17 protein-coding genes are annotated in these 24,932 nt (G+C 71.8%); 7 read left to right on the top strand and 10 right to left on the bottom strand.

Translation table 11 applies throughout. The features are described from left to right. Positions 1-29 precede the first annotated feature (29 nt). Positions 30-4,970: an NAD-glutamate dehydrogenase gene (locus KVT45_RS05435; protein ID WP_217545342.1), complete on the top strand. Its 4,941-nt coding sequence runs from the start codon at positions 30-32 to the stop codon at positions 4,968-4,970. 187 nt (positions 4,971-5,157) lie between these two features. After that, complete coding sequence (locus tag KVT45_RS05440) at positions 5,158-5,601, top strand: GtrA family protein (protein ID WP_254646374.1); 444 nt, start codon at positions 5,158-5,160, stop codon at positions 5,599-5,601. Between the two features lie 52 nt (positions 5,602-5,653). On the opposite strand, the gene KVT45_RS05445 is transcribed toward KVT45_RS05440, so the two are convergent. Both KVT45_RS05445 and KVT45_RS05450 read right to left on the bottom strand, forming a co-directional pair. Further along, positions 5,654-6,517, bottom strand: a complete 864-nt coding sequence (locus KVT45_RS05445) for an ABC transporter ATP-binding protein (RefSeq protein ID WP_217545767.1) — start codon at positions 6,515-6,517, stop codon at positions 5,654-5,656. A 22-nt stretch (positions 6,518-6,539) separates the two neighbouring features. Further along, on the bottom strand, positions 6,540-7,457 hold the full coding sequence (locus KVT45_RS05450; RefSeq protein ID WP_217545344.1) for an ABC transporter permease: 918 nt from the start codon (positions 7,455-7,457) through the stop codon (positions 6,540-6,542). Positions 7,458-7,828: 371 nt separating this feature from the next. Between KVT45_RS05450 and KVT45_RS05455 the strand changes: the two genes are divergently transcribed. The 3 genes from KVT45_RS05455 (at position 7,829) to KVT45_RS05465 (ending at position 9,875) form a co-directional block, all read left to right on the top strand. Next, positions 7,829-8,455 carry a TetR/AcrR family transcriptional regulator gene (locus tag KVT45_RS05455; RefSeq protein WP_089106574.1) on the top strand — a complete coding sequence of 209 codons (627 nt, stop codon included), beginning with the start codon at positions 7,829-7,831 and terminating at the stop codon, positions 8,453-8,455. A gap of 80 nt (positions 8,456-8,535) precedes the next feature. Continuing rightward, positions 8,536-8,913, top strand: coding sequence for a DoxX family protein (locus KVT45_RS05460; protein ID WP_217545345.1), 378 nt, complete (start codon positions 8,536-8,538; stop codon positions 8,911-8,913). A gap of 32 nt (positions 8,914-8,945) precedes the next feature. Further along, positions 8,946-9,875, top strand: coding sequence for an RNA polymerase sigma-70 factor (locus tag KVT45_RS05465; RefSeq protein ID WP_217545346.1), 930 nt, complete (start codon positions 8,946-8,948; stop codon positions 9,873-9,875). Between the two features lie 35 nt (positions 9,876-9,910). Here the strand turns inward: KVT45_RS05465 and galE are convergent, their stop codons facing one another. Together galE and KVT45_RS05475 are read right to left on the bottom strand one after the other, a co-directional pair. Further along, a complete protein-coding gene (gene galE, locus KVT45_RS05470) occupies positions 9,911-10,891 on the bottom strand; it encodes a UDP-glucose 4-epimerase GalE (RefSeq protein ID WP_217545347.1) in 981 nt (326 codons plus the stop codon). A 39-nt stretch (positions 10,892-10,930) separates the two neighbouring features. Continuing rightward, positions 10,931-12,148: a glycosyltransferase family 87 protein gene (locus KVT45_RS05475; RefSeq protein WP_254646407.1), complete on the bottom strand. Its 1,218-nt coding sequence runs from the start codon at positions 12,146-12,148 to the stop codon at positions 10,931-10,933. A gap of 319 nt (positions 12,149-12,467) precedes the next feature. On the opposite strand from KVT45_RS05475, the gene KVT45_RS05480 reads away from it, so the two are divergent. Continuing rightward, the gene (locus tag KVT45_RS05480) at positions 12,468-14,066 is read left to right on the top strand and encodes a glycosyltransferase family 39 protein (protein ID WP_308310652.1); all 1,599 of its coding nucleotides are present in this window, start codon (positions 12,468-12,470) and stop codon (positions 14,064-14,066) included. 9 nt (positions 14,067-14,075) lie between these two features. On the opposite strand, the gene KVT45_RS05485 is transcribed toward KVT45_RS05480, so the two are convergent. Further along, positions 14,076-14,564: a MarR family winged helix-turn-helix transcriptional regulator gene (locus KVT45_RS05485; protein ID WP_217545349.1), complete on the bottom strand. Its 489-nt coding sequence runs from the start codon at positions 14,562-14,564 to the stop codon at positions 14,076-14,078. 136 nt (positions 14,565-14,700) lie between these two features. On the opposite strand from KVT45_RS05485, the gene KVT45_RS05490 reads away from it, so the two are divergent. Beyond that, a complete protein-coding gene (locus KVT45_RS05490) occupies positions 14,701-15,117 on the top strand; it encodes an organic hydroperoxide resistance protein (protein ID WP_217545350.1) in 417 nt (138 codons plus the stop codon). On the opposite strand, the gene KVT45_RS05495 is transcribed toward KVT45_RS05490, so the two are convergent. The 5 genes from KVT45_RS05495 to KVT45_RS05515 all read right to left on the bottom strand — a co-directional run bounded on the left by KVT45_RS05495 (position 15,107) and on the right by KVT45_RS05515 (position 24,804). Beyond that, entirely contained in the window at positions 15,107-16,618 is a 1,512-nt protein-coding gene (locus tag KVT45_RS05495) for a hypothetical protein (protein ID WP_217545351.1), read from the bottom strand. The genes KVT45_RS05490 and KVT45_RS05495 overlap by 11 nt on opposite strands. Before the next feature lie 72 nt (positions 16,619-16,690). Continuing rightward, positions 16,691-17,968, bottom strand: coding sequence for a hypothetical protein (locus tag KVT45_RS05500; RefSeq protein WP_217545352.1), 1,278 nt, complete (start codon positions 17,966-17,968; stop codon positions 16,691-16,693). Further along, a complete protein-coding gene (locus tag KVT45_RS05505) occupies positions 17,965-20,223 on the bottom strand; it encodes a bifunctional glycosyltransferase/CDP-glycerol:glycerophosphate glycerophosphotransferase (protein ID WP_217545353.1) in 2,259 nt (752 codons plus the stop codon). The genes KVT45_RS05500 and KVT45_RS05505 overlap by 4 nt, the downstream gene beginning before the upstream one ends. Before the next feature lie 2 nt (positions 20,224-20,225). Next, the gene (locus tag KVT45_RS05510) at positions 20,226-22,418 is read right to left on the bottom strand and encodes a bifunctional glycosyltransferase family 2 protein/CDP-glycerol:glycerophosphate glycerophosphotransferase (RefSeq protein ID WP_217545354.1); all 2,193 of its coding nucleotides are present in this window, start codon (positions 22,416-22,418) and stop codon (positions 20,226-20,228) included. A 124-nt stretch (positions 22,419-22,542) separates the two neighbouring features. Beyond that, positions 22,543-24,804 (bottom strand): bifunctional glycosyltransferase family 2 protein/CDP-glycerol:glycerophosphate glycerophosphotransferase, encoded by a 2,262-nt coding sequence (locus KVT45_RS05515; RefSeq protein ID WP_217545355.1) that lies wholly within the window; start codon positions 24,802-24,804, stop codon positions 22,543-22,545. Positions 24,805-24,932 lie beyond the last annotated feature (128 nt).

A 24,932-nucleotide genomic window follows, 5' to 3' on the forward strand; every position in this document is an offset into this window, starting at 1 on the left:
CAATGGCGCGCGACAGGAGCCAGAGGACAATGCAGACCAAGCTGGACGAAGCCAAGGCCGAGCTGCTCGATCGGGCCGCCCGGGTAGCTGAGAACAGCCCGGCCGGGGGGCACCTACCGACTGGGACGACGGGAGAGGCGGACCATGAGTCCGTCTTCGCGTTCCTCCAGCGCTACTACCTGCACACCGCACCGGAGGACCTCGCCGACCGCGACCCGGTCGACGTCTTCGGCGCCGCCGTCTCGCACTACCGTCTCGCCGAGACCCGCCCGCAGGGCACCGCGAACGTCCGGGTCCACACCCCGACCGTCGAGGAGAACGGGTGGACCTGCACCCACACGGTGGTGGAGGTCGTCACCGACGACATGCCCTTCCTCGTGGACTCGGTCACCAATGAGCTGACCCGGCAGGGGCGCGGGATCCACGTCGTCATCCACCCCCAGATCGCCGTCCGCCGCGACCTCACCGGCAAGCTGATCGAGGTGCTGCCCACCCCGCCGTCCGACGACGAGGAACTGCCGCACGACACGCACGTCGAGTCCTGGATCCACGTCGAGATCGACCGCGAGACCGACCGCTCCGACCTCAAGCAGATCACCGCCGACCTGCTGCGCGTCCTCTCCGACGTCCGTGAGGCCGTCGAGGACTGGGAGAAGATGCGGGAGGCGGCCGTCCGCGTCGCCGAGAACCTCGGCGAGGAGCCGGTGCCCGGCGACCTGCCGCGCCCCGAGGTCGAGGAGGCCCGCGAGCTGCTGCGCTGGCTGGCCGCCGACCACTTCACCTTCCTCGGCTTCCGCGAGTACGAGCTGCGCGAGGACGACTCGCTGGCCGCCGTGCCCGGCACCGGCCTCGGCATCCTGCGCTCCGACCCGCAGCACGCCGGCGAGGAGGGCCACCCGGTCAGCCCGTCCTTCGAGCGGCTCCCCGCCGACGCGCGCGCCAAGGCCCGTGAGCACAAGCTCCTCGTCCTGACCAAGGCGAACAGCCGGGCGACCGTGCACCGGCCGTCGTACCTGGACTACATCGGCGTCAAGAAGTTCGACGCGGCCGGCAACGTGGTGGGTGAGCGGCGCTTCCTGGGCCTGTTCTCGTCCGCCGCCTACACCGAGTCGGTGCGCCGGGTGCCGGTCATCCGCCGCAAGGTCGACGCGGTGCTGGAGCGCGCGGGCTTCTCGCCCAACAGCCACGACGGCCGTGACCTGATGCAGATCATGGAGACGTACCCGCGCGACGAGCTGTTCCAGACCCCGGTCCCGGAGCTGGAGTCGATCGTCACGAGCGTGCTCTACCTCCAGGAGCGCCGCAGGCTGCGGCTGTACCTGCGCCAGGACGAGTACGGCCGCTACTACTCGGCCCTCGTCTACCTCCCGCGCGACCGCTACACCACCGGCGTCCGGCTGCGGATCATCGACATCCTGAAGGAGGAGCTCGGCGGCACCAGCGTCGACTTCACGGCCTGGAACACCGAGTCGATCCTCTCCCGGCTGCACTTCGTGGTCCGCGTCCCGCAGGGCACCGAGCTGCCCGAGCTGTCCGACGCCGACAAGGACCGCATCGAGGCCCGCCTGGTCGAGGCGGCCCGCTCGTGGGCCGACGGTTTCGCCGAGGCGCTCAACGCCGAGTGCGGCGAGGAGCGCGCGGCCGAGCTGCTGCGCCGCTACACCAACTCCTTCCCCGAGGGCTACAAGGCCGATCACACCCCGCGTGCGGCGGTCGCCGACCTGGTACACCTGGAGCGGCTCACCGAGGAGGCGGGCAACGACTTCGCGCTCAGCCTCTACGAGCCGGTGGGCGCCGCCCCGGGTGAGCGCCGGTTCAAGATCTACCGCAAGGGCGCGGCGATCTCCCTGTCGGCCGTGCTGCCGGTCCTGAACCGGCTGGGCGTCGAGGTGATCGACGAGCGGCCGTACGAGCTGCGCTGCGCGGACCGGACGACCGCGTGGATCTACGACTTCGGGCTGCGCATGCCGAAGGTGTCCGGCGGCGGCAACGGCGACTACCTGGGTGACGACGGCCGTGAGCGATTCCAGGACGCGTTCGCCGCGACCTGGACCGGCCTGGCGGAGAACGACGGCTTCAACGCGCTGGTGCTGAGCGCCGGGCTGAGCTGGCGGCAGGCGATGGTGCTGCGGGCGTACGCCAAGTACCTGCGGCAGGCCGCGTCCACGTTCTCCCAGGACTACATGGAGACGACGCTCCGCAACAACGTCCACACCACCCGGCTGCTCGTCTCCCTGTTCGAGGCGCGGATGTCGCCGGACCGGCAGAAGGCCGGCCTGGAGATCACCGACGCCCTCCTTGAGGAGCTGGACGCGGCGCTGGACCAGGTGGCGAGCCTCGACGAGGACCGCATCCTGCGCTCCTTCCTGACCGTCATCAAGGCGACGCTGCGCACCAACTTCTTCCAGGAGACGGTCGACGGCGCGCCGCACGCGTACGTCTCCATGAAGTTCGACCCGCAGGCCATCCCCGACCTCCCGGCGCCCCGCCCGGCGTTCGAGATCTGGGTGTACTCGCCGCGCGTCGAGGGCGTGCACCTGCGCTTCGGCAAGGTCGCGCGCGGCGGTCTGCGCTGGTCCGACCGGCGTGAGGACTTCCGCACCGAGATCCTCGGCCTGGTCAAGGCGCAGATGGTGAAGAACACCGTCATCGTGCCGGTCGGCGCCAAGGGCGGCTTCGTCGCCAAGCAGCTGCCCGACCCGGGCGTGGACCGCGACGCGTGGCTGGCCGAGGGCATCGCCAGCTACAAGACGTTCATCTCGGCGCTGCTCGACATCACCGACAACATGGTGGCCGGCGAGGTCGTGCCCCCGCAGGACGTGGTCCGGCACGACGAGGACGACACCTACCTGGTGGTCGCGGCCGACAAGGGCACGGCGACGTTCTCCGACATCGCCAACGAGGTCGCCGGCAGCTACAACTTCTGGCTCGGCGACGCCTTCGCCTCCGGCGGCAGCGCGGGCTACGACCACAAGGGCATGGGCATCACCGCGCGCGGCGCCTGGGAGTCCGTGAAGCGGCACTTCCGAGAGCTGGGCGTCGACACCCAGACCGAGGAATTCACGGTCGTCGGGATCGGTGACATGTCCGGTGACGTGTTCGGCAACGGCATGCTGCTCAGCGAGCAGATCCGCCTGGTCGCCGCCTTCGACCACCGGCACATCTTCATCGACCCGAACCCGGACGCGGCCACCTCCTTCGCCGAGCGCCGTCGCCTGTTCGACCTGCCCCGCTCCAGCTGGGGCGACTACGACACCGACCTGCTCTCGCAGGGCGGCGGGATCTTCCCGCGCAGCGCCAAGGCCATCCCGGTCAACGGCCACATCCGCGAGGCCCTCGGCATCGAGGAGAAGGTCACCAAGCTGACCCCGGCCGAGCTGATGAAGGCGATCCTGGCGGCGCCGGTCGACCTGCTGTGGAACGGCGGTATCGGCACCTATGTCAAGGCGTCGACCGAGTCCAACGCGGACGTCGGCGACAAGGCCAACGACGCCATCCGCGTCGATGGCGCCGACCTGCGCGTCAAGGTCGTCGGCGAGGGCGGCAACCTGGGCCTGACCCAGCTCGGCCGGATCGAGTTCGCCCGCCAGGGCGGCAAGATCAACACCGATGCCATCGACAACAGCGCGGGCGTGGACACCTCCGACCACGAGGTGAACATCAAGATCCTGCTCAACGGTGTGGTCGCGGACGGCGACATGACGGTCAAGCAGCGCAACAAGCTGCTCGCCGAGATGACCGACGAGGTCGGCGCCCTGGTGCTGCGCAACAACTACGCGCAGAACGTGGCGATCGCCAACGCGCTCGCCCAGTCCGGGGACATGCTCCACGCCCAGCAGCGGTTCATCCGCCACCTGGTCAGGGAAGGTCATCTCGACCGGGCCCTGGAGTTCCTGCCCACCGACCGCCAGATCCGCGAGCGCATCGGCACCGGCCAGGGCCTGACCGGCCCGGAGACGGCAGTGCTGCTGGCGTACACGAAGATCACGGTCGCCGACGAGCTGCTGGCCACCTCGCTGCCGGACGACCCGTACCTGAGCAGCCTGCTGCACGCCTACTTCCCGACGGCCCTGCGCGAGCGGTTCGCCGCCGCGCTCGCCACCCACCCGCTGCGCCGCGAGATCACCACCACGGTCCTGGTCAACGACACCGTCAACACCGGTGGCACGACCTACCTGCACCGGCTGCGCGAGGAGACCGGGGCCTCCCTGGAGGAGATCGTCAGGGCGCAGACCGCGGCCCGCGCGATCTTCCGCTCGGCCCCGGTGTGGGACGCGGTCGAGGAGCTGGACAACAAGGTCGACGCGGCCGTCCAGACCCGGATCCGGCTGCACTCCCGCCGCCTGGTGGAGCGCGGCACCCGCTGGCTGCTCAACAACCGGCCGCAGCCGCTCCAGCTGCTGGAGACCGTCGACTTCTTCTCCGAGCGGGTCGAGCAGGTCTGGCAGCAGCTGCCGAAGCTGCTGCGCGGCGCGGACCTGGAGTGGTACCAGCACGTGTACGACGAGCTGTCCGGCGCCGGTGTGCCCGACGAGGCCGCCACCCGCGTGGCCGGCTTCTCCTCCGCCTTCCCGGCGCTGGACATCGTCTCGGTGGCCGACCGCACGGGCAAGGAGCCGCTGGACGTCGCCGAGGTCTACTACGACCTCGCCGACCGGCTCGGCGTCACCCAGCTGATGGACCGCATCATCGAGCTCCCGCGCGCCGACCGCTGGCAGTCGATGGCCCGCGCCTCCATCCGCGAGGACCTGTACGCGGCCCACGCGATGCTCACCGCCGACGTGCTCGCCGCGGGCAACGGCACCTCGACGCCCGAGCAGCGCTACCAGGCCTGGGAGCAGAAGAACACCGCGATCCTGGGCCGGGCCCGGACCACCCTGGAGGAGATCCGCAGCTCGGACTCCTTCGACCTGGCCAACCTCTCGGTGGCCATGCGGACGATGCGGACGCTGCTGCGCACGCACTCGTAGCGGTACGAAGCAGCCGAACGAAGTAGCTGTACGAAGTAGTCGTACGACATGAAAGGCGCCCCGGGCCGATGACGGCTCGGGGCGCTTTCTTTCTTACCGATGCCTATTCTTGCCGATGTTTAGGGGAAAACGGGCGGCGAAATTACCGTTTCCTGCTAATCGGGACGTCTCGGATATGGTCGGCCGCATGACAGTGCAACTCACGGTGGGGCGGCCGGTCCCGCGGGTCGTCCTCGAAGTCGTGAAATTCGGGGTCGTCGGCGGCAGCGGTGTCCTCGTCAATTTCCTGGTCTTCAACCTGCTGCTGCACGGCCTGCGTTGGCCGGCCATGACCGCGACGGTGGCGGCCAGCTGCCTGGCGATGGCGACCAATTACGTGGGCTTCCGGTTTTTCACCTATCGGGACCGGGCCTCGCGCACACGACAGCAGATCGCACTTTTCTTCGTGTTCAGCGGAGTGGGTGTCGTGCTGGAAAGCGGTCTGTTCTATGCCGGCTATCACGGCCTCGGTCTCGCCGGGCCGCTTGAATCCAACATCGTGAAGGCGCTGTCGATCGTGCTCGCCTCGGCCTTCCGCTTCCTCGTCTACCGGACGTGGGTGTTCCAGACGGACACGAGCCGCGCCGTGTAGCGACGGCGCGGCTCGTGGTCGTAGGTCTGCTTCAGGAAGGTTTCAGGCAGGTTCAGGAAGGCTGGGTGACCTTGGGCTTCGGCTTGGGCTTCGCCTTCGTCTTGTCGGCCCTGTCGCCGGTGAAGGCCTCGTACTCCGCGAGGACCTCCTCGGTCGGCCCGTCCATGCGCAGCACACCGCGCTCCAGCCACAGCACCCGCTCGCAGGTGTCGCGGATGGACTTGTTGTTGTGGCTGACCAGGAACACCGTGCCCGCGTGCTGGCGCAGCTCGCGGATGCGCTCCTCGGACCGCATGCGGAAGGACGCGTCACCGGTGGCCAGGGCCTCGTCGATGAGCAGGACGTCGTGGTCCTTGGCGGCGGCGATGGAGAACCGCAGCCGGGCGCCCATGCCGGAGGAGTAGGTGCGCATCGGGAGGGTGATGAAGTCGCCCTTCTCGTTGATGCCCGAGAAGTCGACGATATCCTGGTAGCGCTCCTTGATCTCCTCGCGGGACATGCCCATGGCGAGGCCGCCGAGGTAGACGTTCTTCTCGCCGGTCAGGTCGCCCATCAGGGCCGCGTTGACGCCGAGGAGGGAGGGCTGGCCGTCGGTGTAGATGGCGCCGTTCTCCACGGGCAGCAGGCCGGCGACCGCCTTGAGGAGGGTGGACTTGCCGGAGCCGTTGGTGCCGATCAGGCCGATGGCCTCGCCCTTGTAGGCGACGAAGGAGACGTTCTTGACCGCGTGCACCGTGCGGGTACCCGCCGCCTTCTCGGCGTTCTTGCGGCGCAGCATGCGGTTCAGGGCGGCGGTGGCGGAACCGCGTCCGGCGCCGGTGCCGTTGACCCGGTAGACGATGTCGACGCGGTCGCAGACGACGGTGGGGATGTCGCTCACGGTGCGGGGCTCACGCTCGGTGGGTGTCTCGTTCATGCTGGGGGTGTCGCTCATGTTCTCAGCCACGGCCGTACGTCTCCTCAGCCTTCCAGAAGTAGATGAACCCGCCGACGCCGACGACCAGGGCCCAGCCGGTGGCGACGATCCACACGTGCGGCGGCAGCTGGCTGGAGTGGAAGCTGTCGATCAGGGCGTAGCGCATCAGGTCGATGTAGACGGCGGCCGGGTTGTCCTTGAGTACCGGGTTCACCCAGCTCGGCAGACCGTGGTGGTTCTTGGTCAGCTTGTCGATGTTCCACATGACGCCCGAGATGTACATCCAGGTGCGCAGCACGAACGGCATCAGCTGGGAGATGTCCGGGGTCTTGGCGCCCCAGCGGGCCATGATCAGCGACATGCCGGTGTTGAAGGTGAACTGGAGGATCAGCACCGGGATCGCCAGCAGCCAGGAGGCGGCCACCGGAACGCCGAAGCAGAGCAGGATGACGACCAGGGCGGCCATCGAGAACAGCAGCTGCTGGAGCTGCTGGAGGCAGAAGGAGATGGGCAGCGCGGCGCGCGGGAAGTGCAGGGCGCGGACGAGACCGAGGTTGCCGGCGATCGCGCGGGTGCCGGTCATGATCGAGCTCGACGTGAACGTCCAGATGAACACGCCCGTGACCAGGAACGGGATGTAGTCCGGGACGCCCCTCTTGGTGCCCAGCAGGATGCCGAAGATGAAGTAGTACACCGCGGCGTTCAGCAGCGGGGTCATGATCTGCCAGACCTGGCCGAGCTTCGCCTGGGCGTACTGGGCGGTGAGCTTGGCGGTGGCGAACGCGGTGATGAAGTGCCGCCGCGCCCACAGCTGGCCGACGTACGCCAGCAGGGAGGGGCGGGCGCCGCTGACCGAGAGACCGTGCCGGGCGGCGAGCGCCGCGAGGTCGTCCTCGGCCGTGACCGGGGCCGGGGGCGGTGTGTGGAGAACCTGGGTCACATCCGCTGCTTTCACTCGGGGGGTGGGGGTGCTGCGGCGTCCGGCTGGGGCCGGGCCCGTCACCCGAAGTTTCCTTACGCTTCTCTTCACGTTTTCTTACGTCGGGACGGGACCGTATCGTCGCAACGGGAGCGTAGGCCGAGTTGGCGTCGGAACGCAACCGTTTCGTCGTCACGGGCGGATGTGTGCCGTAACACTTTCGAGGTCGGGGCGCGACCGATTCGTTGCGATGCGGTGCGGGCACGTGTTCGGTACGGCGGTGACCTGGGGCGCGTTCAGCACGCCCCGCGTTGCGGCGTTCGGGTGGCGGCTCCGTGTCGGTACGTCGTCGGAACGCAACCGTTTCGTCGTTACGCCCCTATGCTGGGAGCATGACGACGAACGCCGAGGAGTCCCAGACGCGTCCGCGCCGACGAGCCCCCGCCGGGGCGGCCGTCCTCCGCGAGGACGTGACCGAGGCCATTCGGGCCGCCGTCTTCGAGGAGCTCGCGGCGGTCGGGTATGCCCGGATGTCCATCGAGGGCATCGCGCGCCGCGCGGGCGTCGGCAAGACCGCCGTCTACCGCCGCTGGCGCTCCAAGCTGCACCTGGTCCTCGACGTCGTCTCGGCCCTCGCGGTGATGGGCCTGCCGGTGCCCGACACCGGCTCCCTGGAGGGCGACCTGCGACTGCTGTACGAGGTCACGTCCCGCGCGCTGCGCCACCCGGTCGCCTCGCAGATCATCCCGGACCTCCAGGCCGAGGCGGCCCGTAACCCCGACATCGCCGAGGCCATGCAGAAGACGCTGCGCGAGGGCCAGGAGGGCGTCGCCAGCAAGATCATCGAGGCGGCGCAGCGGCGCGGCGAACTCGCCGAGGGCCTCGACGACGACCTGGCCATGGACCTGATCTCCGGCCCGCTGTACTGGCGCTCGGTGGTGATCCGCACCCCGAAGCTGCCGAAGGGGTATCTGGCGGCGCTGGCCCGCGGGACCACGGAGGCGCTCAAGGCGCTGTGAACCACCCGGCCGGGGATGTCACAGCCGGAGCGGCCGTCTCGTCGTAGAGGGCGCAGGCATCCCCGACCAAGGAGTGGACGATGAACCTCGCGCTGTGGATCACCGCCGGACTGCTCGCCGCGGTGGCGCTGGCCGGCGGGATCAGCAAGACGTTCGTACCGAGAGAGAAGCTGGCCGCGGCCCATGGCGGCGGCTGGACCGGTGACGTCGGCGACGGTTTCGTGCGGACGCTCGGCATCCTCGAACTCCTGGCCGCGGCGGGCCTGGTGCTGCCCGCCGCCACCGGCGTCGCACCGGTACTGGTGCCGGTGACCGCCACCGCCTGGATCCTGCTCATGATCGGCGCGATGATCACCCATGGCCGGCGCGGCGAGCGGGCGTTCGTGGCGCTGAACCTGGTCTATCTCGCGCTGGCACTGGTCGTCGCGGCGGGCCGGTTCGGCCCGGGCGCCTTCTGACGGGCCGGGACGGGACGAGGGGGGAGACGCACATGAAGAACAACAGGACCGAGGAGTTCCAGGAGCTGCGGCCGCTGCTGTTCTCGATCGCGTACCGCATCCTGGGCAGCGTCGCCGAGGCCGAGGACGCGGTCCAGGAGACCTGGCTGCGCTTCGCCGGCTCACCGGCGGAGGTCAGGTCGCCGAAGGCCTTCCTGTCGGCCGCGGTGACCCGGATCTCGATCGACGTACTGCGCTCGGCCCGGGTCCGGCGAGAGGAGTACGTCGGCCCGTGGTTCCCCGAGCCACTGCTCGCCGACCCCTACGAGGACCCGGTGCGGTCGGCGGAGCTGGCCGACTCGGTGTCGATGGCGGCCCTGCTGCTCCTGGAGCGGCTCAGCCCCCTGGAACGCGCGGTCTTCGTCCTGCGCGAGGTGTTCGACTTCGGCTTCCCCGAGGTCGCGTCGGCGGTGGGCCGCTCGGAGGCCGCCTGCCGCCAGCTGGCGGTCCGGGCCCGGCGCCACATGGCCGAGGGCCGCCCCCGATTCGAGGCGGACCGCAGGGAACGCGACGAACTGGCCGACCGCTTCTTCGAGGCCCTCCACGAAGGCGACCTGGCCGGCCTCCAGGAGCTGCTCGCCGCCGACGTGTCGCTGGTCAGCGACGCCGGCGGCAAGGCCCCGCAGCTGGCCCGCGCGGTCCTGGGCGCCCAGAACGTGGCCCGCCTCCTCGGCGCCGTCATCCCGTTGCTGTTCCGGATCGAGGTGACCTGCGAGCAGCACGAGGTCAACGGCCAGCCCGGCGCGATCTTCCGCGACCGCCACGGCAAGGTCCTGCAGACCTTCTCCCTCGACATCCTCGACGGCCGTGTCCAGGCCATCCGCCTGGTCCTCAATCCCGACAAACTCGGCCACGTGGGCCCGGTGGCGGACGCCTGGTCCATCGCCGAGGAAGTCAAACAGGCCCGCAGGACGGGGGAGTGACGGGGGCTCACGTACCCGGTGGCCGGACCGGTGCGTCAGCCCCGGGCCGCCTCCGGGTGCAGGCGTACCCAGCCGTCCCAGGCTGAGGTGATCATGTCCTGGATGTCGTGTTTGGTCTTCCAGTCGAGTTCGGTGGTGATGCGGTCGGCGGAGGCGACCACGCGGGCCGGGTCGCCGGGGCGGCGCGGGGCGACGGTCGGGGGGAGGTCGTAGCCGGTGACCGCGTTGATGCGGTCGATCATCTCGCGGACCGAGACGCCCTCGCCGCGCCCGATGTTGAGGGTCAGTTCGCGGCCCGGCTCGGCCTGGAGGGCGCGGGCCGCGGCCACGTGGGCCTCGGCGAGGTCCACCACGTGGATGTAGTCGCGGACGCAGGTGCCGTCCGGTGTCGCGTAGTCGTCGCCGAAGATGCGCGGCGGCGCGTTCTCCGTGAGCTTCTCGAAGACCATCGGGATGAGGTTGTAGACGCCCACGTCGGCGAGTTCGGGGCGGGCCGCGCCGGCCACGTTGAAGTAGCGGAGCGAGGCCGTGGCGAGACCTGTGGCCCGGCCCGTCGCGCGGACCAGCCACTCACCCGCGAGCTTCGTCTCGCCGTACGGCGACATCGGCACGCACGGCGTCTCCTCCGTGACCAGGTCGACGTCCGGCATGCCGTAGACGGCGGCGGAGGAGGAGAACACGAAGGACGGGACCCGTGCCTCCGTCACGGCCTGCAGCAGGACGCGCAGGCCCTCGACGTTCTCGTGGTAGTAGTGCAGCGGGCGGCCCACCGACTCGCCGACCTGCTTCTTCGCCGCCAGGTGCACGACCCCGGTCACCTCGTGCTCGGCCAGGACGCGCGCGACCTTCTCACCGTCTAGCGTGGAGCCCGTCACCAGGGGCACGTCCTCCGGCACGCGGTCGGCGATACCGGTGGACAGGTCGTCGTACACCACCGTCCGCTCGCCCGCCTCCGCCATCGCCCGTACGACATGCGCCCCGATGTAACCGGCGCCGCCGGTGATCAGCCAGGTCATGTGTGGCCGTTCCCTCCGTCAGTTGGCCCGTGGTGTTCGTCAGCCGCGGTCACCTCTCAGTGAAGCAGGTGCCGCCGACATCTGCGGACGGCTGAACTGGCCTGTTGTCACCATGTGGACACGTGATGTGCTCTCCCGGCGGCGGGAGGCGCGCCACAGCCGGGTGAGGGAGAGCACGGCGGCGGTGGCCAGCAGGCCGTTGCGGGCGAGCATCAGCAGACAGCCGGTCCAGGTGCAGTGGACGACCTCGGTGTAGAACGCGGGGTAGGCGACGGCACTGAGCGCGGTCGCCGCGACGATCAGCGCGGCGACCGGACGCTGCGTGGTGTGCCGGGAGGTCAGGCACACGGCGGCCAGGCCGAGCAGCCAGATCATGTACTGCGGGCTGATCACCCGGCTGGTGACGGTGAACAGGAGCACGGCGCTCAGCGCCGCGTCGTACGGGGTGGCCGGGGTCCAGCGCCGGGCCCGTACCCGCCACAGCACGAGGAGGGCGAAGGCGGCCGCGGTGAGCGCGAGGGAGACGGTCGCGACCGCGCGCACGTGCGGGCCGACGAGTTCCATGGCGCCGTACTGGTAGCGGGTCGTGCCCGGCCAGCCGGCATGGCGCGCGAGGCTCAGCGCGGTCCCCCCGAGCGACTCGACCTGCACACCCCGGCCGCCCTGCTGACGGAGGAACGCGAGCGGGTTGCGGAACGACATGACGAGGGCGGCGAGGGCCACGGTCCCCGTCAGGGCCGCGGACAGCCACGCCGCGCGCGTCGGCCGTCCGCGCGCCAGGCCCAGCAGCACCAGCGCCGGCCACACCTTCACCAGCGCGCCCAGTGCCGCGAGCGCACCGCACGCGCGCGTGGAGCGCGACAGCGCCAGCAGGGAGAGCACGGCGAAGGCGGTGACCTCCACGTCGTAGCGGGCGAGCGGGAGGTGCAGCAGCAGGGGGAGGCCGCCGGTCCACAGGGCCGCGCCGAGCAGGGTCCGGCCGGGGCGTGTGCCCGCGCGGGCGAGCGCCGCCGTGATCAGCGCGTCGGTGGCCAGGGTGAGCGCCACGAACGCCTGGAAGTAGCTCAGTCCGGGCACCAGCCCCGGCGCGAGCAGCACCGCACCGGCGCCCGGCGGGTACTGCCACAACGTGTCGTGCGCCGGGAACGAGCCGTGCGACAGCACGCCGTACCAGTGGAAGTACAGCCGCCACACTTCGCGCGCGACCGCTCCGTGGCCCAGGGGTCGCTCGTTGTTGTGGGCGAGGAGCCACAGCATCGACGCGCGCGTGGCGGCCCAGGTGACGGCGAGACAGAGGAGACGCGAGAGGCCGGGCGGGCGGCGGAGCCGCGGGAGTCGAACAGGCGGGGCGAACGGGACGCGCGGGAGCGGCGAGTACGGGCGGCGATTCATGAACCGCGAGCGTAAGCCGCGCGGATGGTGTATCCATGCCGATACGCCGTCAATACCCGGCAAAGGTTGGCTAATCGCAAAAGATCGGGCCGTGGTGACTATCGGGCCTCTCGTAAAAGCACATCCGCGCACGACGCGAACAGCACAGGACGGCCGGCCGGCTCCACGGAGTCGGCCGCGCCCGTTGGGCGGTCCGCCCCGGTGGCCGGGGGCGGCCCGGGTCCTCGCCGTGGCCGCCCCGGGCGCGGTGATGCTCGCGGTCGGGTTGTGGGGGCTGCACCGCGGCGGCATGTGGCGCGACGAGGCCGTCACCTACCAGGTCGCCCGGCGCACGGTGCCGCAGATCTGGCGGCTGCTGCACGGCGTGGACGCGGTGCACGGCCTGTACTACCTGCTGATGCACGTCGTCCTCGCCGCCGATCCCGGCCACCCCGGCGAGGTCGTCCTCCGACTGCCCTCGGTGTGCGCGGCCGCCGTCACCGCGGGCCTGGTGGCCGCCCTGGGCACCCGCCTGGCCCGGCCGCGCGTCGGCCTGTGGGCCGGGCTGTTGTACGCGGTCACCCCGCTGGTCGGCCACTACGCGCAGGAGGGCCGCTCGTACGCCCTGGTCGCCGCGGGTGCCACCGGCGCGACGCTGCTCTTCGTCCGGGCGGTGCGGGACGAGGGGCGGCGGGCCTGGTGGTGGTACGGCGCCCTGCTCGGAGTCACCTGCTGGCTGCACGAGTTCGCCGTCCTGCTGCTGCTCGCGCACGCGGGAACTCTGGCGCTGGCCCGTTCGTCGGGAAGGGTGTGGCGGGGGTGGGGCTGCGCGGCCGGGGGCGTGGCGCTGTCGCTGCTGCCGATGGTCGTGGTCTCGCACGGACAGTCGGCCCAGGTGGCGTGGCTGCGGGAGCCGGACGTGGAGACCGCGCAGGAGCTGCTGCGCCAGTATCTCGGACCGACCGACGGGGTGTACTGGGCGTGCCTGGCGCTGGGGCTGCTCGGGCTGACGCGGCTGGTGGGCCGGCGCGGCGAGGTGACCCTCGCGGCGGTCGCGCTGCCGCTCGCGGTGCTGCCACCGGTGGCGCTGATGCTGGCCTCGCAGCTCACCCCGCTGTACGTCGACCGGTATGTGCTGTACGCGCTGGCCGGGGGGCCGTTGCTGGTGGCGCTCGGCGCGGACCGGGTCGCCGGGGCGCTCGGCCGGCTCTGGTCCCACGGCACGCCGCCCGTGCCCGGGTCGCCCGCGCCCCGGTCGCCCGCGCTCACCCTGGCCGGGGTCCTGGCGGTCGTCCTCGCCTTCACCCACCAGGTTCCGCTGCTGCGGGCGGACCGGGTGCCGGGCAACCGTGCCGACAACCTCGGCGCGGTCGCGGCGGCCGTGGCCCGTGTGCTGCGGCCCGGCGACCCCGTGCTGTTCCTGCCGGCCCACGCGCGCGGGGCGGAGCTTGCGTATCCCGCCGACTTCAAGTCCACCAGGGACGTTGCACTGGCCGAGCCGGGGCCGGTGTCGGGGACGTTGTACGGGCGTGAGGTGGGGGCGGGGACGCTGCGGCGGCGGCTGGCCGGGGTGGACGAGGTGTGGGCGGTGATGGAGAAGTACGCGCTGGTGAGCGGGTATCGGCCGCGGCTCGCTACGGAGCGGGCCAAGTGGGCTGTGCTGAACCAGGAGTTCGTGCTTCGGGAGGAGATGGTGATCGACCGGGTTGCGCTGAGGTTGTATGTGCGGCCGATTCGGGTGGGGTCGGAGGAGTCCGGGCTGCGGGTGGGTGGGGGCTGGTCGCGCAGTTCCCCGCGCCCCTAAGGGGCGCGCTTAGCGCGCCCCTTCCTCCTCCGCCGCCGCATCCAGCGTTCCCGTCAGCTGGTCCAGCCGTGTCTTCAAGTCCCGGATCTCGTCCACGTCGAAGCCCGTCGCCGACACGATCCGGCGCGGTACCTCCAGCGCCCGCTCCCGCAGCGCGGTCCCCTCCTCCGTCAGCCGGACCTCCACCGAGCGTTCGTCGCGTGTGCTGCGCTCGCGGTGTACCAGGCCCGCCGCCTCCAGGCGCTTGAGCAGCGGCGACAGGGTGCCGGAGTCCAGACGCAGGTGTTCGCCGAGCTTCTTGACCGGCAGGTCGCCCTGTTCCCACAGCACCAGCATCACCAGGTACTGCGGGTAGGTGAGTCCGAGGTCCTTGAGGATCACGCGGTACACGCCGTTGAAGGCGCGGGACGCGGCGTGCAGGGAGAAGCAGATCTGGCGGTCCAGGTGGAGCCACTCCGCCTCGGCGGCGGGGCTGGGGGTCGGGGTCGTCGCGCTCATGGCTCAAGCGTAGCGCTTGTGGGTCATTTAGTTGTGTGCAATTGAATTGTGTGCTCTACTTGTGGTCGTGAGGGCGGCCGGAACGGGAGCCGCCGGAACACCGATACTTCGAGTACTTCGAGAGGGATGGTCTTCCATGGACGCCATCTACACGGCAGCCGCCACCGCCACCGGCCGGGAAGGACGGGCGGTCAGCTCGGACGGGCAGCTGGACCTGACGCTGGCGTTCCCGCCCGCGCTGGGCGGCAACGGCCAGGGCACCAACCCCGAGCAGCTCTTCGCCGCCGGTTACGCCGCCTGTTTCGCCAGCGCCCTCGGCGCCATCGGCCGCCAGGCCAAGGTCGACACCGGCGAGATCTCCGTCACCGCCGAGGTCGGCATCGGCAAGGACGAGTCCGACGGCGGCTTCGCGCTCAAGGTCACCCTGCGCGTCGAGCTCCCCGAGGCGCTCGCCAACGAGACCGGCGAGAAGCTGGTCCACCAGGCCCACGCCTACTGCCCCTACTCCAAGGCCACCAAGGGCAACATCCCGGTCGACCTCGTCATCGAGTAGTCAGCGGCACCAGGGACGCATCCCCCGTCCGGGTGAGGCGCGCGAGCACCTCCCCGGTCCGCCGGCTCCAGTCCACGACCACCGCCTCCGCGGGCAGCCGCTCCTGCCGCGTCAGCAGCAGCCAGCGCACCCGGGGGCGGTGGTCGTGGCCGTCGGTCAGGTCGATGCCGTACCCGGGGAGCAGCCGGACGGCGTAGTACGCGTCCGTGATCACCGGTTCCCCCGGGCCGATGTGCCGGGCCGCCCAGTCGTACGACGGCCAGCGCGGCGGCTGGACGAAGCCGACCGGGTCCACCGAGCGCGGTACGACCGCTCCGGCCTGCGCGGCCAGAAAGCCCAGGCAGGCCCCGCCGGCCGCGGCCCAGCCGAGCGCCCGCCGCCACCTGGGCCAGGGCCGCTCCGCCGCCAGCTCCACGGCGAGCGCGCACTGCGGCGCCAGCAGCACGAGCCCGAGCGCCCCGGCGAGCCGCCCGCCCACCAGCACCAGGCACTCCAGAGCGAACAGCAGCACAAGCGGATCACGCCAGGCCGCAAGCCCCAGCGAACCCCGCGGACCGGACCCGGCCGCCCGCCGGGCCCGCAGCCACAGCGCCGGGACCCCGAGCAGGGCCAGCCAGCACTGCCCGCCCAGCCCGCCCAGCCCGCCCAATGCGGCCAACCCTGTCGACCCGGCCAACCCGGTCGACCCGTCGTACGACGCGAACGGCTCGTACGGTGACGGCGGCAGTACGTGTGCGTGCGTCCCGAAGGCGAGCGTTGTCGACGCCACCGCGCACGTCAGCGCCCACCGCCCCCACACCGAGCCCCGCCACCCCCGCTGCCACCCGGCTGCGAACGCCGCCGCCCCGGCCGCCGCGCCCACCCCGGTCACCGGGTCGACCAGTGCCACCGTCCCGTACAGCAGTCCGAGTGCCGCGTATCCGGACAGGCTGCGCAGGCCGCTCGGCCCTACATAGCGCACCCGGCGCAGATCGCGGGCGCGGACGCCGGTCAGGGACCAGGCCCAGAAGGTGAGGCCGAGGGCGAACGCGGATGGGTAGCCGAGGCTGCCGGTCAGCGGCAGCAGGGCCAGCGAGCCCCCGCCCCACGCCGGTCGTGTCCCCCACAGCACGGACAGGAAGGCCAGCGCCAGCACCGGCGCCCAACGGCGCGGGGTGAGGACCCGGACCAGCCGGCCGAGGCCCGTCAGCAGCACCACCAGGTTCAGCGGGCCGCACACCCGCAGCAACTGCCAGCCGCTGAGCCTGGTCAGCCGGGCCAGCGCACCCTGCGCCAGCACGTACGGGGACACGGCCGGGTCCGTCAGGCCCGCCCGCAGCCGTGCCACCGCCGCCGCGTGCTGCCCGGCCTCGCAGCACGGTGGCACCCGCCAGTACGCCAGGGTCATCAGCAGCCAGAACAGCAGGCCGAAGACCTGATACGGGGTGAGTCTGCGGACCCGGCCGCCGCGCAGGGCGGTGGAGCCGCGAGTGGCGCGCCGGAGCAGGGCGCCGGTGCTCACCGGAGGAATCGGACAGGGCGGACCATTTGCCAAGTGTTCCCGTCCGCCCCGACGGCGTTGCCGCCCGTCACCTCATCGAGTGACGCCGACCGCCCTGGGTGACCCCTGCGCGGGAACCGGAACCGGCCGGTGCAGCAGCGGTTCGAGGAGCAGCGGCACGCCCACCACCGGCAGCAGCCAGGCCAGCACGATCAGCCGGTCGCCGAAGATGGTGATGTCGGGATGCCCGGCCTGGGTGAGGATCCCGGTTCCGGCGGCCGCCAGCAGGAAGACACCGAACGCCGGCCGCCGCCCCGCTCCCCACGCCCCGGCCGCCAGCGCGGCCGGGAACAGCGGCTCCATCAGCTGCCGGCGCAGCCACTCCACCCAGAAGTCGAACTCCAGATGGAGGAACTCCCGCCCGGGGTGGGCCCGGTCCGGGTGGGAGTAGTGGCCGGTCAGCAGGTCCTGCACGCTCTCCGCCTCGGAGGGGTAGCGCAGCAGCCGGGCGAGCAGCAGGGTGCCGGCCACCGCCCCACAGCCCGCCACCGCGATCGCGGTCACCGCGCGCCCAGGCCCCCGCCCGTGCCGGCGCCGCCACAGCGCGACCACCGCCGCGGCCCCGGCCAGGCACCCGCCGAGGAAGAGCGCCTGCGAGTGCTTCACGGTGAACAGCGCGACCAGCGCGCCCGCCACCAGCGCCGTTCCCGCCCGCACCCGCCCGGTCAGGGCCAGCGCGCAGCCCCACACCACCGTCAGGGTCAGGGCCAGCATCAGGCCCTCCGCCATCGGCCGCATCGCGGTCGTGCCGACCGGCAGGACGTAGTACAGGGCCTGCCCGGTCAGCGCGAGCGGTACCGGCACCGACACCGACCGCAGCACCAGGAAGACCAGCACCCCGCCCGCGCCCGCGACCAGCACACTCGCCAGCCACACCCCCCACGTCACCCCGAACACGGTGACGAACGGCACCAGGAACACCGGATAACCAGGCCGCACCTCGAAGATCCGCCGCAGCCGCGGGGCCACGAACGGCACGATGTGCCCGTCCGTCTGCGCGCCCCCGGCCCGCAACCGCCGCTCCACCCGCGCCAGTTCACCGGCCCGGCACTCCGCGAACGCCCGGCCCGCCGGACTCGGCCCGTGGAAGCGCAGCACGTCCACGCGCTGGGCGCGCTCCGCCGCCGACGCCTCGCCGGCGCACACCCAGTCCACCGTCTCGGCCGCCGCCGGCCGCTTGCCCGCCCCGGCCAGGGCCAGCGCGTACGACACGTAGTTCTTGGAGTCGGGCGTGTCACGGCCGGTGACGTCGGCGAGTTGCAGCACCGCGAAGACGGCGGCCAGCACCAGCACCCAGGTGCGCGGTCTCACGTCGACGCCAGCAGGTCGGGCGCGCCGGCCGGACCGGGCACCCGGGCCGGCTCCGGCATCGACTCGCCCAGCAGCAGCGTCCGTACGACCCGTTCGGCTGCCCTGCCGTCGTCGAACTCGCAGAAACGGGACCGGAAGTCGGCCCGCAGCCGCGCCGACTCCTCGTCCCGCCAGCCGCCCGAGGCGAACAGCCAGGCCAACTCCCGGTAGGAGTGCGAGACATGGCCCGGGGCCTCGGCGGTGATGTCGAGATAGGCGCCCCGGCTCGCCGTGTACGCGGCCCAGTCGTCGGCGTGCACGACGATCGGCCGGTCCAGGTTGGCGTAGTCGAACATGATCGACGAGTAGTCGGTGACCAGGGCGTCCGAGGCCAGCATGACCTCCTCGACGTGCGGTTCGCCGGTCGCGTCGACCACGATGCCGCGCCGGTGCAGCTCGGCCAGGCCCATCCCGCGCGCCGGACCGGTCGCCAGGGCCGGATGCAGGCGGACCACCAGCGTGTGCCCCGCGCCCAGGTCGGCGGCGAACCGGGCCAGGTCGATCCGGTCGACGTGACCGCCCCGGACGTAGTCGCGGCGGGTCGGCGCGTACAGCACCACCGTGTGGTCGGCGGGAATGCCGTGCCGGGCCCGGAAGCCGGTCCGGCCGCCGGTGACCAGGACGTCGTTGCGCGGGCTGCCCGTACGGGCCGACGCGAAGTGACAGGGGTAGGCCCGCTCCCACACCAGCTCCGAGTGGCGGTTGGCGACCAGGCTGTGGTCCCAGCGGTCGGCCCGGCGCAGCATCTGCGGCACGTCGAAACCGAGCCGGGCGCCGGGCTTGCCCAGCAGGTCGGCGCCCAGGTACTTGAGCGGGGTGCCCCGGTGGGTGTGGACGTGCACGCTGCCGGGCCGTTTCACCAGCGCGCCGGGCCAGTTGACGTCGTTGACGAAGAACTTCGCGCGGGCGGTCAGCCGCAGGTACTCCGGGGAGTCCAGCAGCACATGCTCCACGCCGGCCGGCAGCCCCGCCGCGACCTCCGCGTCCCGCACCACCCAGACGCCGCGCAGCCGCGGGGCGATCTCCCGGGCCGCGCGGTACACGGCCGCCGGATCGCCGCGCAGCCCCAGGTGCGAGGCCGCCGAGTACAGGACCAGTTCCTCGTCCAGGGAGCGCAGGCCGCGGAGCCCGGTCAGCGCGCGCCGGGCCCGGCCCCCCGCCGCCCGCCGTACCCGCAGCGCCTGCCGCCCGCCCGCCCGGCCGGCCTGCCCGGCGCGCTGCCTCAGCAGGTACGACGCGTACGACCCGCCCAGCACACCGAGGCCGGCACCCTCGGCCTCCGCGGCCCCCGCTGCCTCCGCTGCCTCCGCGGCCCCCGCGACTCCCGTGGCCCCCGCGGTCTCCTCCGGCCGGAACGCCCGGTACAGCTCCGCCGTGCGCCGGAAGAACTCGCCCCTGGCGGCGGGCGGCAGCCGGTCCGGTTTGGCGAGGATGTCCAGGCAGTGCTCGCCCATCTTCCGGTGCAGATACGGCCGCCAGACCGCCAGTTCAGGCCGGGCGTCGACGAAGGCGAAGACCCGCTTGTACTGCTCGTGCACGTCGAAGTGCTTGCGGCTGGTGGTGGAGAGGATGTTGCCCTGCCGGCGCTGGCGGTAGTTGAGGCAGATCCGGTCGAGGGTGGCGATCCGGGCCGCGCTGAGCATGACCGGGAAGGTCCAGGGGGTGTCCTCGTAGTAGCCCGGCGGGAACTGGAAGCCGTTCTCCTCGACGAAGTCCCGGCGGTAGACCTTGTTCCAGACCACCATCAACAGGTCCAGGATCTCGGGGTGTTCGGCCGCCGTGAACACCTCCGACGTCACGCCGAGCACCTCGGCGAGGGCGTTGCGCCGGGTCCCGCCCCACCAGTAGGTGCGGGCGTAGTCGAAGACCAGCACGTCCGGGTCGCCGGTCTCCGTCAGCCGGTCGTTGACCGCGCGCAGCGCGCCCGGGGTGAGGGTGTCGTCGCTGTCGAGGAAGAGGAGGAAGTCACCGGTGGCGTAGGGGAGTCCGGCGTTGCGGGCGCGGCCGAGGCCGACGTTCTCGGGCAGGTGCAGGACCTTCACGCGCGGGTCGCGGGCCGCGTACTCGTCGAGGATCGCGCCGCAGCCGTCCGGGGAGCGGTCGTCGACGGCGATCACCTCGATGTCGTGGAAGGACTGCTCCAGGACCGAGTCGAGGCACTCCCGGAGGAAGCCCTGCACCTTGAAACAGGGGATGATCACACTGAGTCGGGGCACGGTCAGCTCCTGACGAGGGTCGCGGCCGGGGCGGGCAGGCGTTCGGCGAGCGGGATCACCGCCGGGATGTCCTCCGGCGGCCGGCCGAGGAACACCCGCCGTACGACCCGTTCGGCGGCCAGGCCGTCGTCGAACTGGCAGAAGCGCGCGCGGAACCGGGCCCGCAACTGCCTGGACTCCGGGCCCCGGTAGGAGCCGTCGCGGAAGATCCGGGCCAGTTCCTCCGGGGTATGGGCGACCGGTCCCGGCGGCTCGGCCATCAGGTCGAAGTAGACGCCCCGGGTCTGCCGGTAGACCTCCCAGTCGTCGGCGTAGACGACGATCGACCGGTCCAGGTTGGCGTAGTCGAACATGATGGAGGAGTAGTCGGTGATCAGCGCGTCCGCGGCCAGGCAGACGTCCTCGGCGGAGCGGTGCGCGGTGACGTCGATGACCCGGCCGCTGCCCCGGCCTGCTCCCCGGTCGTAGAAGTAGTGCGCGCGCAGCAGGACGACGACGTCCTCGCCGGCCGCCTCGCAGAACGCCTCCAGGTCGAGGCCGGGCTCGAATCCGGTGTGGTGGTCGCGGTGGGTGGGGGCGTACAGCACGGCCGTCCTGCCGTCCGGGACGCCCAGCCTCCGGCGGGCCCGGACCACGTCGTGGGCGGTCGCCGTGTAGTAGACGTCGTTGCGCGGATAGCCGTACTCCAGCGTCCGGTACGAGCCGGGGAAGGCGCGCTCCCACATCTGGGTGGAGTGGCGGTTGGAGGAGAGGTTGAAGTCCCAGCGGTCGACGCGGCCGAGCAGCCTGGAGAAGCTGCCGGTCTGCGCGGCGACCACCGGGTACGTCGACTGGTCGACGCCCATCTTCTTCAGCGGGGTGCCGTGTTGTGTCTGGACGTGGATGCTGCCCGGCCGCTTGACGACGCCCTCGGCGAAGTTGGCGTTGTTGACCAGGTACTTGGCGCGGGCCAGCACCTGCCAGTAACGGCGGCTCCCGATCACCGCGTACTCGACGTCCTGCGGCACGGTGTGCTCCTGACCGGCCTCGACCAGGAACACCGAGCGGATGCGCGGGGCGAGTTCGCGGGCCACGGCGTGGATCGCGGCCGGGTTGCAGACGTAACCGCGCCCCCAGTACGCGCAGTACACGGCGAGGTTCGCGTCCAGCGGGCGGCGCAGTTCGAGGGCGTACCGCAGCCGGGTGAGCGGCATGTGCGGGCGGGGCAGCCGCTCGGCCGCCCCGGCGGCGACCCGGTTGGCACCGCGCAGCACGCGGAACGCCGTGTACGCGCCCGCCGCGAGCAGCCGGTGCTGGACACCCACGCTCCCGCCCGGCATCCGGAACCCGTCCGGCCGGTGCGCGCGGTGCAGCCGTGCCGCCCGCCGGAAGAACGCCCGGTGCCCGGACGGCATCCGGTCCGGCCGCGCGGCCGTCTTCAGCACCACCCCGAAGACCTGCTCGAACAGCGCCCGCGCCCGCTCGCCGGGCAGCCCGGCGGCCCGTTCCAGCACCAGCTCCACCTGGTCGAGGAGGTCCCGCTGGTGCGGCCCGGGCAGGTTCAGCCGACTGCCCTGCCGGCGCAGCCGGTGCCGTACGACCACCGAGCGCAGCACCGCGATCCGCTCGGCGGCGGCGGTGGTCAGGCCGCCCCAGCCGATGTCCGTGAAGTGCCCGTCCGGAAAGGCCAGCTTCCGTTCGGCCAGGAAGGAACGGCGGTACACCGCGCTCCAGGCAGGAAGGGCCACGCCCGTCAGCCGGGGCGCCCGGTCCGGGGTGAACGCGCCGTTCGGCACGCCCGCCAGCAGGAGGGCCGCCGGGTTGCCCGGCTCGCCCTCCCACCAGGGCGTCCGCTCGTGCTCGGCATACAGGACGTCCACGTCACCGGTCTCGGCGAGCCGGGCGTCGAGCAGCGCCAGCGCGCCCGGGACCAGCACGTCGTCGCCGTCGAGGAACAGCAGGTACGTGCCGTGCGCCGCCCGCATCCCGGTGTTCCGGGCCCCGCTCAGCCCGGCCGACGGCGGGGAGTGCAAGGGGGCCACCCGGGAGTCCCGTTCGGCGTAGGCGGCGGCGACCGAGGCGGCCGGGACGTCGGGCGCGTCGCAGACCGGGATCAGCTCCAGGTCGCCGAAGGACTGGGCGAGGACCGAGTCCAGCGCCTGGGACAGTCGGCCGGCGACTCCGTGGGACGGGACGATGATGCTGAAGCGGGGCATGCTGCTCTTTCTCAGGTGTGCATGCGGCCCGGCCTTCCCGTCGGTCGCCAGGTGGACGGCCGGGACGGAGTGGGCCGCGAGGTGTTGGGGGGCACGAGGGAACTCCCTGCAAGGCAAACGGCGTTCAGCGGCTCTCGGTGACGGGCAGATGGCCGGAAGGTTGCGGAACGGTGGCCAACGGGGAGTGGGCGAGCCCCGCGGCCGCCGAGGGCACGGGATGCCGCTGCTCCAGCGGGATGAAATCCGGCAGCCCGGCCGGCTCGCCGAGCACCACATGCCGGACCACCCGCTCGGCGGCGCGTCCGTCGTCGTACCGGCAGAACCGCTCGCGGAACGCGGCGCGCAGCTGGGCGGAGCGGGAGCCGCGCCAGTGGCCGGTGGCGAAGATGTCGATCAGCTCGTCCTCGGTGCGGGCGACCGCGCCGGGCGGGGTGGAGCGCAGGTCGAAGTAGGTGCCGCGGGCCGCGTGGTAGGCGTCCCAGTCCTCGGTGTGCACGACGATCGGGCGGTCCAGGTTGGCGTAGTCGAACATCAGGGAGGAGTAGTCGGTGACCAGCGCGTCCGCGGCCAGGCAGAGGGACTCCACACTGGGGTGGTCGCTGACGTCGATCACCCGGTCCCCGGACGCCGGCGGACCGCCGTGCCAGTAGTGGGCGCGGGCCAGGATCACGAAGCGCGGGCCGAGGCGCCGCACGATCCGGTCCAGGTCGAGGGCGGGGCGCTGGGTGCGCCGGTAGTCGCGGTGGGTGGGGGCGTAGAGGAGGGCGACCGTGCCCTCGGGGACGCCGAGCGACTCGCGGATCCGGGTGACGTCGGCCGAGGTGGCTTTCTGGAAGACGTCGTTGCGCGGGTAGCCGTATTCGAGGGTGCGGTATCCGCCGGGGTAGACGCGCTCCCAGGTCAGGGTGGTGTGGCGGTTGGCGGACAGGACGTAGTCCCACTTGTCGACGCCCCGCAGGAGCTCCTCGAAGTCCATGTCGGCGGCGGCCGCCGGGTGTTCCTGGAGGTCCAGGCCCATGTGCTTGAGGGGGGTGCCGTGCTGGGTCTGTACGAACACCTGGCCGGGGCGCTTCTTCAGCCGCCTGTCGAAGTTGACGTTGTTGACCAGGTACTTGGAGCGGGCCAGCGCCGTCCAGTAGCCGAAGGTGCCCGGTCGCAGCCGGCGCGGGCCCGGCGGGATCGTGTGGTGGTGTTCCGGGCGGGCGATCCAGGCGGTGCGGATGTGCGGGGCATGGGTGCGGAACGCCTCCTCCAGCGCGCCCGGGTTGCAGCTGTGGCCGCGGTTCCAGTAGGCGGCGAAGACCGCGCGGTCGGCGCGCAGCGGGAGGCGCAGCTGGACCCGGTAGTGCAGCTGGAGCAGGGCCGAGCGCAGGCCGCGGACGGACTTGACGCCGGCCTTGAGGGCGCGGCGGCGGGCGGACATCGCCAGCTGGAGGGCGCGGTAGGTGCGGTGCAGGCCGTAGTGGACGAGACCGTGGCGGAGCCGGGTGCGCAACGGCACCGGGGCGCCCTTGGCCCGGTAACGCAGGTAGTGGGCGCGGGCCGTGCGCAGGAACTCTGCGCGGCTGCCCTTCGGAAGCCGGTCCTTCCTGGTGAACACCGTCGAGAAGTGGTCGGCCATCCGGCGGAACAACACCGGCCGCCAGCGCTCCAGTTCGGGCCGCTCCTCGATGAACGCGAAGACCCGGTCGTACTGGTCGAAGATGTCGAAGTGCCGGCGGCTCCTGGTGCCGAGGATGCTGCCCTGCCGCCGCTGCCGGTAGTGCACACAGACCCGGTCGAGGGTCGCGATCGACCCGGCGGTCATCAGGGCCGGGTAGGTCCAGGGGGTGTCCTCGTAGTAGCCGGGCGGGAAGACGAAGTCGTTCTCCTCGACGAACTCCCGCCGGTACGCCTTGTTCCAGGCCACCATGAGTACCCGCAGCAGACCCGGCCGGTCCTCCAGACGGAACGGCGCCTGACCCTGCTCGGTCAGCTGCAACGCGACCTTGTTGCGCTCCGCCCGGCCCGTCCAGAACGTCCGCGCGTAGTCGTACACGAGCACGTCCGGATCGCCGGTCTCCTTGATCCGGTCGGCGATCGCCCGCAGCGCGTCCGGCGTGAGCGTGTCGTCGCTGTCCAGGAAGAGCAGGTAGTCGCCGTGCGCCTGCGCCATCCCCGCGTTGCGGGCGCCGCCCAGGCCCTGGTTCTCCGGCAGGTGCAGGGCCTTCACACGCGCGTCCCGGGCCGCGTACTCGTCGATGATCGTGCCGCAGGCGTCCGGTGAGCAGTCGTCGACGGCGATCAGTTCCAGATCGGGGTACGACTGCGAGAGCACCGAGTCCAGGCACTCGGGCAGATACGCCTGGACCTGGTACGCGGGGACAATGACACTGAACCTGGGCAAGGGGCATCCATGGGTCGGTCGGCGCGGGCGTTCTGCCCGGGAACGGCCAATGGAGTGATTTGGTTACGGTTCGCTACGTCATGTGGGTTACGTTCCGTGAACGGACAGGGGCGAGCCGATGGCCGACT

This window comes from Streptomyces sp. GbtcB6 (genome assembly GCF_019091475.1).
Taxonomy (GTDB): Bacteria; Actinomycetota; Actinomycetes; order Streptomycetales; family Streptomycetaceae; genus Streptomyces; species Streptomyces hyaluromycini.